The organism is Gramella sp. Hel_I_59 (genome assembly GCF_006714895.1).
GTDB lineage: Bacteria > Bacteroidota > Bacteroidia > Flavobacteriales > Flavobacteriaceae > Christiangramia.
Genome location: NZ_VFME01000001.1, coordinates 2,766,088 through 2,777,556, shown reverse-complemented (window position 1 = coordinate 2,777,556; position 11,469 = coordinate 2,766,088). Strand labels below are relative to the sequence as shown.

Below are 11,469 nucleotides of genomic sequence, written 5' to 3'. Positions count from 1 at the left end.
TAAGTGATCTACCTTAAAGTCTGTAAACAAAAAAAACCGCCGAAAAGGCGGTTTTTAAACAGTATGCTTTTTAGAAATTATTACTCTCCTAAAAACGGGTATCTATAATCTGTAGCAGGGACGAAAGTCTCTTTGATCAATCTTACAGAAATCCATCTCATAAGATTCATCTTTGATCCTGCTTTGTCATTTGTACCACTGGATCTTGCTCCACCAAATGGCTGCTGTCCTACAACTGCACCAGTTGGTTTATCATTAATATAGAAGTTTCCAGCGGCATTCTGCAATAAATCTGTAGCCTGAGCAGCTGCGTAACGATCCCCAGAAATAATTGCTCCAGTTAATGCATATATACTCGTGTTATCTACAGTCTGGCAGATATCTGCCCACTTGGATTCATCAAAATTCTTGTCATCATATACATAAACTGTTACTACCGGACCAAAAAGTTCAGTTTCCATAGTAGTGTAGTGAGGATCTGATGTAAGAATTACGGTAGGTTCTATGAAGTAACCTTTAGATTTATCATAGTTTCCTCCAACTACAATCTCAGCATTTTTATCGCTCTTAGCTTTTTCAATATAGCTTGCAAGCTTATCGAAAGAACCTTCGTGAATTACAGCATTGATGAAATTAGACATGTCTTCCGGAGATCCCATTTTGAAAGATTGTACATCTTCGATTACGAAATCTTTAATTTCCGGCCAAAGGCTTTTCGGAATATAAACACGTGATGCCGCGCTACATTTCTGACCTTGATATTCAAAGGCTCCTCTGGAAATTGCAGTTGCTACATGTTTAGCTTTTGCAGTCGGGTGGGCCAGGATAAAATCTTTTCCTCCAGTTTCACCGACAATTCTTGGGTATGTTTTATAGTTCTGAATATTGTTTCCAATTTTTCCCCAAATCCCTTTAAATACGTTAGTACTTCCAGTAAAATGGATTCCTGCAAAATCTGGACTTGCCAATACAGTATCTGTTACCATTTCTGGATCACCATTTACCATGTTGATCACACCTGCTGGCAAACCTGCCTCTTTAAATACTTCCATAAGTACCTGAGCCGATAGCATCTGGCTATCGCTTGGTTTCCAAACTGCAACATTCCCCATAAGGGCAGCACTTGAAGGAAGGTTTCCTGCAATTGCCGTAAAGTTGAAAGGAGTAATAGCATAAACGAAACCTTCTAGTGGTCTGTATTCTACGCGATTCCAAACTCCATCTGAAGAAATTGGTTGCTCATCATAAAGTTCTGCCATATACTCTACGTTAAAACGTAGGAAATCACAGATCTCTGCAGCAGCATCAATTTCAGCCTGATAAATATTCTTAGACTGCCCAATCATTGTGGCAGCGTTCATCTTTTGTCTGTAGGGTCCGGAAATTAGATCTGCAGCTTTTAAAAAGATAGCAGCTCTTTGTTCCCATTCCAGTTTTGACCATTTCTTTCTTGCCTCTAGTGCTTCAGAAATAGCTCTTTCCACATGCTTTTTCTCAGCAGTGTGATAAGTTCCTGCAACATGAGCGTGATCATGTGGAGGATTGATGGTTCTGGTATTCCCGGTTTTTACTTCTTCAGCTCCAATATAAAGAGGAACTTCAGTATTCGCATTCCAAAGGTCTTTATAAGTAAGTAATACTTCTTCTCTTTCTGGGCTTCCCGGAGCGTAACTTTTTACTTCTTCGTTAACCGCTACTGGTACGTGAAAAAATCCTTTTCCCATAAATATAAATTTTGTTTTTTCGTTTATTTCTAATTCCGATAAAGGTAAAAAAATTAAGTTGCACGCAATAACATCTGGCTTGCCTTTACTTAAGCTTAACTTTTTTTGTACATTTCCTTAAAATTTTGATTTTAAAGCATGTGCACAGTTACTTTAGTCCCCCGTCCTGAGTCTATGTCTGGCTTTGTATTAACTTCTAACCGGGATGAATCGGTTGGTCGCGAAACCCTTCCACCTGCATGGGAGCGCTTCGAAGGTGTAAGACAATATTTCCCAAAAGATAAACAGGCTGGAGGCACCTGGCTAGGAGTTAGCGAACATTCCAGGTGTATATGTCTTATGAATGGAGCTGAGAAACCACATGAGCGCAAGCCTGAATATCGAAAAAGTCGGGGAGTGGTTGTTAAAGAATTTCTTGCTTCGTGTAGATTGCGATCATTTATAAACAAATATAATTTTGATGGGATCGAGCCTTTTACAATGATCATTGTAGAATGGCATGATGGTTTATGCTTTCAACAACTAATATGGGATGGCAAAAATTCTAAGCACGAATATCTTCCTATCACTCAGCATATCTGGTCATCTTCTCCGCTCTATTCTGAAGCAATGAAAAAAAAGCGTAAAGAATGGTTTGAAGAAGTAAGCGCTGAAGGTTATACTGCCGAGAGTCTATTGAAATTTCACAAAAGTGCAGGTAACGGAAACAAGGAATACGGATTGATCATAGACCGGGGATTTCTCAAAACTCAAAGTATATCACAGGTCATTAATGAGCCTGATGGAATTCATTTTTCATATCAGAATTTAATAAATAAAGACACTTCAGAAGAATACCTTACTAGTTTAAAGCAAAGGTAGCGGCAAGTCTGAAGGGTGGGATTCTCACCTGAAATTCATTCGTAGTCGTGAAGTTGATCATATTATAGTAGCCAGACATGGAACCAATGGGTGCGGTGAGTAAGCAACCACTTTGATAGGTATGACTTTCACCGGGTTTCAAAACAGGTTTTTTTCCAATCACTCCTTCTCCTGAAACATATTCAATTTCACTCAAAGCATCTTTGATCTCCCAGAATCTGGATTTTAGCTGAACAGAATCGTTGCTCTGGTTTTCAATTGTGATCTGGTAAGCAAAAGCATACTTCAGCTGGAAGTCCTTATAGAACTTACCTTCGAACCTGGTTTCCACAGAAATCTTAATACCTTTTGTAACCTGTTGAATCATGTGTTTCAATAAATTGAAAAAGAAGCGAGCAATGATATGATTGCAGCGACTGTGGCTAATGTAAAGAATATTAGGTTCAGGAATAGAAACTTTAAAATCGTTTTAACACGTTTTTGTCCGTAGAAAAATCGCATCGCTTTGTATAAGTAGAATAGAAATACAAAATTTGCCAGTGTAGTAAGTATTTCCCATTTAAAGACAATTTCAAGTATCAGCGCAAAACTGTAGAGTACAAAAAACACCGTTTGCACGTGAAATGCAAAGATGAGGTGCTCCATATAATTAAAGTCCCTTCTTGAATATAGTAGCCAGATAAATAACGCGAAAACCGGCAAGAAGATGAAGATGATAAAAGGTAACTTTCCTATAAAGTAGTTTATAAATAGCGCCGGGTCTTTTGAAAAGGTTCCCGCATCCACCGCCTTTTTGTAGAGCCAGAGATTATAATTAGATTGCTCGTGCTTCAAACTATCTAGCGCCCGTGAAGAGGTAAAAATCCCTGTTTCATCCTGGTAGGCATAGTATAGATCTGCTTTTTTCGCAAAAGCACTAATAAAGTTCATACTGTCAAGTTCTGGCTGACTCACAAGCTTTTCAGTATAAGTTTCAGTAAAAACATTATTCTGGATGCTATCCAGACCAACATCTTCGCTGGTCAATACTTTATTGATGGAATCCATGGAAGCCTCGCTCAATTCCTTGCGATCCAGTTTTGAAAGCAGGTTTTCGTCCCGGTCCTGTCGTCCAAAACTTTCGCTAGGGTCCAGGCTAAGACTAAAAATCAGAAAGAATATAATTGAAACACTCAGATAGAACCTGAAGGGATTTGCGTACCTGGTTCTCTTTCCTTCCACATAATCTTTTGAAATCTTTCCGGGTTTGAAAAGAAGAATTCTTAAAGTCCGATGAAACCTGGAGTCATAGGCAAATACTCCTGAAAAAAATTCGTTGAATAGATCTGAAAAGCTAAGTTTTTTAGTAGTATTTAATTGTCCGCAATTGGGACAAAAGCGGTCGTTTTTATCTAAAGGCAATTCGCAGTTTAGACAATGCTGACCTCTATACTGGTAAATTTCAATCTTATTTTCAGTATCTGGCATATAAACAGCTTAATTACGAATGTTTCTTGAATTCGCACCTCCTGCACCAATCAGTCTGTCATAACGAGCTCCCGGACTTCTGTAGTAAGCCAAGATCGTATAATTGTTTTCAGTTTCATCATAGTTTCCACTAATTGCTCCATCCTGAATCCCGTCTGGACCTGTCACCACATATTTGTAGTTATAATATCCTTGCTTAAATAATCTCGCTAACTCATAATAACCACTCTCCTTATTATACTCGAGCTTAGTGCTTTCGTCCAGATGAAAATTATTGAACCCTCCATAGAGATGGATCTGTTTCCCTTCAAGCGGATCATAATTTCGTAAAGTAAATCTCATCCAAACATAATCGGCTTCCAGGTCTGAATCTTCTGCAAGCACATTTCTTACCACAAAACCTCCATTAATATCAGGATTGTACGTGTATGGCTGCCCGTCCCTGGTGATATCCATAAAAAGATAATGGAGATATAGCTGCTGCATGTCAACCTTGGCAATATCAGCATTGGTGACTCTTATTTCTTTATTGTCAAACTGAAGAAATTCGTTGCCACCCACAAAGGAAGATTCAGTGTCATAGCGATAGATGAGTTCGTTGGCAATGGTATATTGAGGTTTAAGATCTGTAATCGCAGTTTTTAAATTGAAATTCTGAATGAGGCTCACCTTGACATTCCTGTCAGGATTCTTCAGAAGCAGATCTGGAGAATTAATACTGAAGTTTATAATTTGCTTTTCATCGATAAACTGAAGGTTTCTGGCTCTTTTTACTTCCGCAGTAATTTGCGCTACAGGTTCATAAACCATGAATTTTCGTGAGAATACCTTTTCTCTTTGCGCATTATAGACGCTAATCATATAGTTGCCCGAAACTTTGAGTCCGCGAACATTTTTATTCGGAATGTCAAGCTCGTAATGAGTATAGGGTTGTAGGGTATTTAGCGAATTCCGGTAATTGATGATTCTAACATCATCGAAACCCTCGAGATACTCGTTTTTGTTGAGTTGAGAAGGTGTCCAATCGAAATTATAATGTTCGATCGTGTAATAGTAATCGGCTTCGTCTCCAATGATATCATCAAAGCTTAATTGCAGGTTGGCACCCAATCGAATGATAGGATTTCCTTTATTTTCTACGGAATCTCCCTGGAAAATAATGGTTCTAATGAATGGAGGTGGCAGGGTTTCTTTAACAACCTGGCCATAAATGCACGGCTGAAGCAGGCAAAACGCAAAGAAAATTAGAAAGCCTTTCATAAAGTTTGAGTAAATAGCAAAGTTAATAGAAATTAGCATTTTGCATCCATTTAATTTAACAGTTGACCAAAGTAAAATTCTGACATTTCTTGGGATAAATGGAGTGAAAATTCTTAAATTTGCCCGACTTTAAACTAAAAATTTAACATACACTCCATCCTATGTCAAAAGACATTCGAATTAAAAGAGGATTATCTCTGCGATTAGAAGGGGCGGCGGAAAAAGAGCTTGTAAAGGCTCCGAGATCCAAAACTTACGCGATCAAACCGCCAGATTTTCACACTGTTGTGCCAAAAATGGTAGTAAAAGAAGGAGCTAAGCTTCTTGCAGGTGATGAGATTTTCTATTCGAAATATACCGAGGAAATTCGCTTTACTACACCAGTTAGTGGTGTTCTTAAAGAAATCAAAAGAGGTGACAAAAGAAGGATCCTCGAAATAATCATCGAAGCAGATCCTGAAAACACTTACCGTGAATTCAAAAAGCTGGATCCTGCTAAAGCTGATGTGAAGGATGTTCGTGAACTTCTTCTTGAAAGTGGTTGCGGTGCTTTTATCAACCAAAGACCATACGACATCGTAGCAGATCCTAAGGATACTCCTAAGGCGATCTTTATTTCAGCAGTAACAACTGCTCCTCTGGCGGCAGATAAAGGTTTTATCATCAAAGATAAGATCGCTGCATTCCAGGCGGGAATTGATGCTTTGAGAAAACTTACACCAGGTAAAGTTCATCTTTCTGTAGATGATTCTTCAGCTGAATACCTAAAAGGAATTCAAGGTGTTGAGCTTCATCACGTAAAAGGAGCTCACCCTGCAGGTAATGTAGGTGTTCAGATCCATAAGCTTGATCCTGTTAATAGAGGTGAGCGTGTCTGGACTGTAGGAGTAGAGGACGTTGCTACTATTGGTAATGTTTTTCTAACCGGAGAATATCATGCGGAGCGCACGGTTGCTGTGGTTGGAAGTGAAGCTGAAAACAGGAAATATTACCAGATGACTATTGGTGCTAATGTTGCAGATCTTATTGGTCAGGCAGCAGAAGGTACTCGTATCATCTCTGGAGATGTATTCACAGGGACTCAATTAAGCAACAACCAGTATTTAGGTTTCTTTGAGAACGAGCTTACTCTAATTCCTGAAGGTGACAATTACCGAATTTTTGGATGGTTACCTTTCACTTATAATAATATACATTCACATTCCAGAACTTCACTGTCCTGGTTGTTTCCAAATAAAAAATACACTCCAACCACGAATTTGAATGGCGAAGAGCGTGCTTTGGTGGTAACAGGTGAAATGGAAGAGGTTTTACCTATGGATATCTACCCAATGCAGCTTATCAAAGCATGTATGGCTGGTGATATCGAAAAAATGGAAAATCTTGGGATCTACGAGGTTGCTCCTGAAGATTTTGCAACAGTAGAATACGTGAACACTTCCAAGATTGAGATTCAGGAAGTAATAAGATTAGGTCTTGATTTAATGATTACCGAAGTAGGTTAAAAAGCTGAAGAATATGGAATGGATTAGACAGAGATTAGATAAAATGAAACAGCCTTTTAGCAAAGGCGAGAAGTTAGAGAAATATGCTCCTGCAGTAAATGCATTAGATACTTTCTTATTTACTCCAAATCATACTACACAAAAAGGGGCGCATATTCGTGATGCAGTGGATCTTAAGAGAACAATGATTACCGTGGTGATCGCTCTTATTCCAGCTCTTTTGTTTGGATTCTGGAATGGTGGATATCAATATCTTCACCAATTGCCAGAATATGCAAACGGTGTACCTTTTATTGATGCTTTCCTTCACGGTGCTGGAAAGATTTTGCCAATGATTGCAGTTTCTTATGCTGTAGGTCTTGGAATTGAATTCGCATTTGCGATCTTTAGAGGACACGAAGTGAACGAAGGTTACCTGGTAACTGGTTTGCTTATTCCTATGATCATGCCAATTGATATTCCGCTTTGGATGGTGGCGCTTTCAGTAGTGTTCGCGGTTCTTATTGGAAAAGAAGCTTTTGGTGGGACTGGAATGAATATTCTGAATCCTGCGCTTACGGCACGTGCATTTGCCTTTTTCGCTTATCCAACTTATATGTCTGGAAACAGCGTTTGGGTTAGTAATGCTTATGAAGTAGATGCAGTAACTGGTGAAACGATTCTTGGAAATCTTGCAGCTGGAAATGAGGCAGGATATACTCCACTAGATATGTTCTCTGGAATGATCCCGGGATCTATTGCTGAAACTTCAGCGATTTGTATTCTGGCAGGTGCATTACTACTTGTACTTAGTAAAGTAGGTAGCTGGAGAATCATCTTGAGTGCATTTATTGGAGCTGCAGTGATGGGCTTGATCTTTAATGCGCTACCTTCTTTAGGTATTGAAGGTAATAACTTAACGAATTTTCCATGGTATCTTCACCTTATTGTTGGTGGTCTTGCTTTCGGTATTGTCTTTATGGCAACAGATCCAGTTTCAGCAGCACAAACAATGAAAGGAAAATGGATCTATGGATTCCTTGTTGGATTTATTTCAGTAATGATTCGAGTATTCAACCCTGCATATCCTGAAGGTGTGATGTTAGGTATTCTGCTTATGAATGTTTTCGCACCAACGATCGATCACTACGTGGTAGAATCTAATGTGAAAAGAAGAAAGAAAAGACTTAAAAATGCTAACCCTCAAGTAGAAACAGCAGTTTAGTTATGGAAGAAAAATCAGTAAATAAAACGAATAGCAACGGCTATACTTTCATGTTCTCTGTGATCATGGTAGTTGTAGTTGCCGCTGTACTTGCCTTTGCCGCTATCTCTCTCCAGCCAACACAAATGGAGAATGTGCGTAAAGAGAAAATGCAGAATATCCTTTCTACCGTTGGAATTACTACCGACAGAGATGGAGCAAAAGAGCTTTATGATAAGTATATTGTAGAAGAGGTAGCAATCACTGAAGATGGTACTGTAGATGAGTCTATAGACGCATTTCAAGTTGATCTTGCTAAAGAGATCAAAAAAGATGTTGGAGAACAGGTTTTTCCACTATATGTAGCCGAAGTTGAAGGTTCCAGATATTATATCGTTCCTCTTAGAGGAAACGGACTTTGGAATGCGATCTTTGGATACATTTCATTAAAAGATGATATCAACACCGTGAAAGGTGCAACATTCGACCACCTTGGAGAAACTCCGGGACTTGGTGCAGAAATTACAAAGCAGTGGTTTAAAGAGAAATTTTCTGATGAAAAGATCTTTGATTCTAATGGTAATCTTGTAGGAGTTTCTGTAGTCAAAGGAAATATTGATGTTTCAGATAAGGACGATAATCAGGTAGATGCAATTTCAGGAGCAACGATCACAGGTGATGGTGTTTCTGATATGATCTCAGAAAGATTAAAGCGTTATTTACCTTATTTCGAGCAGCAAAAAGGATTTAAAGTAGCAACTAGATAGATATGGCTGAAGAGAAAAAATTCAACTCTGCTAAAGAGGAAGAAAAGAAACGGGAAATGATCCTTTTCCTTTCAAATTCTGAAGAAAGGGAGCATTTTCTTTCCAAAGGAAATAGAAAATTACTTTCCGATCCATTAGATGACAATAACCCTATTACCGTTCAGGTATTGGGAATTTGTTCTGCACTGGCAATTACCGTGCAGCTGGAACCGGCCGTAGTAATGGCAATCGCTGTAATGGTGGTAATGGCCTTTAGTAACATGATCGTTTCTATGTTGAGAAACCTTATTCCAAGTAGAATCAGGATTATTGTTCAACTGGTTGTTGTTGCTTCCCTGGTAATTCTGGTAAGTGAGATCTTAAAAGCTTATGCTTTTGATGTTAGTAAGCAATTATCGGTTTTCGTTGGTCTTATTATTACGAACTGTATCGTAATGGGACGTTTAGAAGCCTTTGCACTTGGTAATGGGATTTACAAGTCCTTTCTTGATGGTATTGGTAATGCTGCAGGTTATGGTCTAATTCTGGTTGTAGTAGCTTTCTTTAGAGAATTACTTGGATCTGGAAAACTTTTTGGATTCGAAGTATTAGGACATAAAGGTGCAACGATGGCTGAGTCTACTGGACTGTATGCTTTAGGATATGAAAATAACGGTTTGATGTTACTCTCTCCAATGGCCCTTATAGTGGTTGGATTGATCATCTGGGTACAACGTGCCAGAAATCGTAAACTAATCGAACAAAACTAATAGCTGTACAGCAAAAAAGTATATAAATAATGGAATTAGTTAATCTATTTGTAAGAAGTATTTTCATAGAAAATATGATATTCGCCTACTTCCTGGGAATGTGTTCCTACCTGGCGGTATCTAAGACTGTAAAGACAGCTGTTGGTTTGGGTGCTGCTGTGATCTTCGTACTGGCGATCACTGTACCTATCAACTTTCTACTGGATAATTACCTTTTAAAGCCTGGAGCACTTTCCTGGCTTGGAGCTGAATATGCAGATGTGGATCTAAGTTTCTTAAGTTTTATCATGTTCATTGCGGTAATCGCATCCATGGTCCAGCTTGTGGAGATGATTGTTGAAAAATTTGCTCCGGCTCTGTATGGTGCACTTGGTATTTTCCTTCCGCTTATTGCGGTAAACTGTGCGATCCTTGGTGGTTCACTTTTTATGCAGCAAAAAGATTTCGGAGGAATTTCAGAAGCGATCACTTATGGACTTGGTAGTGGAATAGGATGGTTTCTTGCTATCCTCGCCATTGCGGCCATCAGAGAGAAAATTGCATACTCAAATGTTCCCGCACCATTAAAAGGCCTTGGTATCACGTTTATCATTACCGGACTTATGGCGCTTGGATTCATGAGTTTTATGGGAATTAAATTATAATCGTAAAAGAAGATTATGACAGTTATAATAGCTAGTGTAGTAGTATTCTTAGTCTTGATTTTGTTATTGGTATCCATGCTTTTAGGAGCTAAGGCCAAATTATCGCCATCAGGACCTGTGACAATCAACGTCAACAACGAAAAAGATATTGAAGTAGGTTCAGGTGGAACCTTGCTTTCAACTCTTGGAGATAATAAATTGTTCCTGCCTTCTGCCTGTGGTGGTGGTGGAACTTGTATCCAGTGTAAATGTATCGTTGAAGATGGTGGTGGAGCAATTCTTCCTACGGAAGAACCACACTTTACCAGAAAGGAAATTGCAAATGGATGGAGACTTGGTTGCCAGGTAAAGGTAAAGCAGGACATGAAAATAACCATTCCTGAGGAAGTTTTCGGTATTAAGAAATGGGATGCAACCGTAGTAAGAAACTACAACGTGGCATCATTCATTAAAGAATTTGTGGTAGAAATTCCTGAACCAATGGATTATAAAGCCGGAGGTTATATTCAAATTGAAATTCCTAAAACGGAAGTGAAGTTTGAAGATATGGATATTACTGCTCACCCTGAAGAACATGAAACTCCGGATAAGTTTAAAGACGAGTGGGACAAGTTTAAATTATGGCCACTGGTAATGAAGAATCCTGAGTTGGTTGAAAGAGCCTACTCAATGGCTTCTTACCCAGCAGAAGGTCGTGAGATCATGCTAAATGTACGTATTGCCACTCCACCCTTTGATCGTGCAAAAGACGGTTGGATGGATGTGAATCCTGGAGTCGCTTCTTCATATATCTTTAGCTTGAAGAAAGGTGATAAAGTAGTTATTTCTGGACCTTATGGTGAATTCTTCATCAATGAAAGCGATTCAGAAATGCTTTATGTTGGTGGTGGAGCCGGTATGGCCCCAATGAGATCTCACCTTTATCATCTATTCAGAACATTGAAAACTGGTAGAAAAGTAACTTACTGGTATGGTGGTAGATCTAAAAGAGAATTATTCTATACAGAACACTTTAGAGCATTAGAAAGAGATTTTCCAAATTTCAAATTTTACCTAGCGCTTTCTGAGCCTGCGGAAGAGGATAACTGGAAAGTTAAGTCAAATCTAGATGATGAAGGAGATGGTTTTGTAGGCTTTATACACCAGGTTGTAATAGATAATTATCTATCGCACCATGAAGAGCCAGAGGATATCGAACTATATTTCTGTGGTCCGCCATTGATGAACAAAGCAGTTCAGAAGATGGGTGAAGACTTCGGTATGCCCCCTGAGAACATCAGATTTGATGACTTTGGAGGATAATAATTAT

At 38.8% G+C, this 11,469-nt stretch carries 11 protein-coding genes; 7 read left to right on the top strand and 4 right to left on the bottom strand.

Going from position 1 to position 11,469, the window contains the following annotated elements:
- Positions 1-80 precede the first annotated feature (80 nt).
- Positions 81-1,724 carry an L-glutamate gamma-semialdehyde dehydrogenase gene (gene pruA / locus JM79_RS12875; RefSeq protein ID WP_141878537.1) on the bottom strand — a complete coding sequence of 548 codons (1,644 nt, stop codon included), beginning with the start codon at positions 1,722-1,724 and terminating at the stop codon, positions 81-83.
- 138 nt (positions 1,725-1,862) lie between these two features.
- Between pruA and JM79_RS12870 the strand changes: the two genes are divergently transcribed.
- On the top strand, positions 1,863-2,585 hold the full coding sequence (locus tag JM79_RS12870) for an NRDE family protein (RefSeq protein WP_141878536.1): 723 nt from the start codon (positions 1,863-1,865) through the stop codon (positions 2,583-2,585).
- On the opposite strand, the gene apaG is transcribed toward JM79_RS12870, so the two are convergent.
- Genes apaG through JM79_RS12855 form a run of 3 tightly spaced genes read right to left on the bottom strand, consistent with a single transcriptional unit; the run spans position 2,566 to position 5,312 of the window.
- Positions 2,566-2,952: a Co2+/Mg2+ efflux protein ApaG gene (apaG, locus tag JM79_RS12865; RefSeq protein ID WP_026914360.1), complete on the bottom strand. Its 387-nt coding sequence runs from the start codon at positions 2,950-2,952 to the stop codon at positions 2,566-2,568. The genes JM79_RS12870 and apaG overlap by 20 nt on opposite strands.
- Positions 2,953-2,957: 5 nt before the next feature.
- On the bottom strand, positions 2,958-4,052 hold the full coding sequence (locus JM79_RS12860; protein WP_141878535.1) for a DUF3667 domain-containing protein: 1,095 nt from the start codon (positions 4,050-4,052) through the stop codon (positions 2,958-2,960).
- A gap of 9 nt (positions 4,053-4,061) precedes the next feature.
- The gene (locus JM79_RS12855) at positions 4,062-5,312 is read right to left on the bottom strand and encodes a DUF5103 domain-containing protein (RefSeq protein WP_141878534.1); all 1,251 of its coding nucleotides are present in this window, start codon (positions 5,310-5,312) and stop codon (positions 4,062-4,064) included.
- A 161-nt stretch (positions 5,313-5,473) separates the two neighbouring features.
- On the opposite strand from JM79_RS12855, the gene JM79_RS12850 reads away from it, so the two are divergent.
- From JM79_RS12850 to nqrF, 6 genes are read left to right on the top strand one after another with little or no spacing between them, the layout of a single operon-like run.
- Positions 5,474-6,817: a Na(+)-translocating NADH-quinone reductase subunit A gene (locus JM79_RS12850; protein ID WP_141878533.1), complete on the top strand. Its 1,344-nt coding sequence runs from the start codon at positions 5,474-5,476 to the stop codon at positions 6,815-6,817.
- Positions 6,818-6,830: 13 nt separating this feature from the next.
- On the top strand, positions 6,831-8,021 hold the full coding sequence (locus tag JM79_RS12845; protein WP_141878532.1) for an NADH:ubiquinone reductase (Na(+)-transporting) subunit B: 1,191 nt from the start codon (positions 6,831-6,833) through the stop codon (positions 8,019-8,021).
- A 2-nt stretch (positions 8,022-8,023) separates the two neighbouring features.
- Positions 8,024-8,767 carry a Na(+)-translocating NADH-quinone reductase subunit C gene (locus tag JM79_RS12840; protein WP_141878531.1) on the top strand — a complete coding sequence of 248 codons (744 nt, stop codon included), beginning with the start codon at positions 8,024-8,026 and terminating at the stop codon, positions 8,765-8,767.
- A 2-nt stretch (positions 8,768-8,769) separates the two neighbouring features.
- On the top strand, positions 8,770-9,516 hold the full coding sequence (locus tag JM79_RS12835) for an NADH:ubiquinone reductase (Na(+)-transporting) subunit D (RefSeq protein ID WP_141878530.1): 747 nt from the start codon (positions 8,770-8,772) through the stop codon (positions 9,514-9,516).
- A 29-nt stretch (positions 9,517-9,545) separates the two neighbouring features.
- Entirely contained in the window at positions 9,546-10,160 is a 615-nt protein-coding gene (gene nqrE, locus JM79_RS12830; RefSeq protein ID WP_026914367.1) for an NADH:ubiquinone reductase (Na(+)-transporting) subunit E, read from the top strand.
- A 15-nt stretch (positions 10,161-10,175) separates the two neighbouring features.
- Positions 10,176-11,462, top strand: coding sequence for an NADH:ubiquinone reductase (Na(+)-transporting) subunit F (gene nqrF, locus JM79_RS12825; RefSeq protein ID WP_141878529.1), 1,287 nt, complete (start codon positions 10,176-10,178; stop codon positions 11,460-11,462).
- Positions 11,463-11,469: the final 7 nt, after the last annotated feature.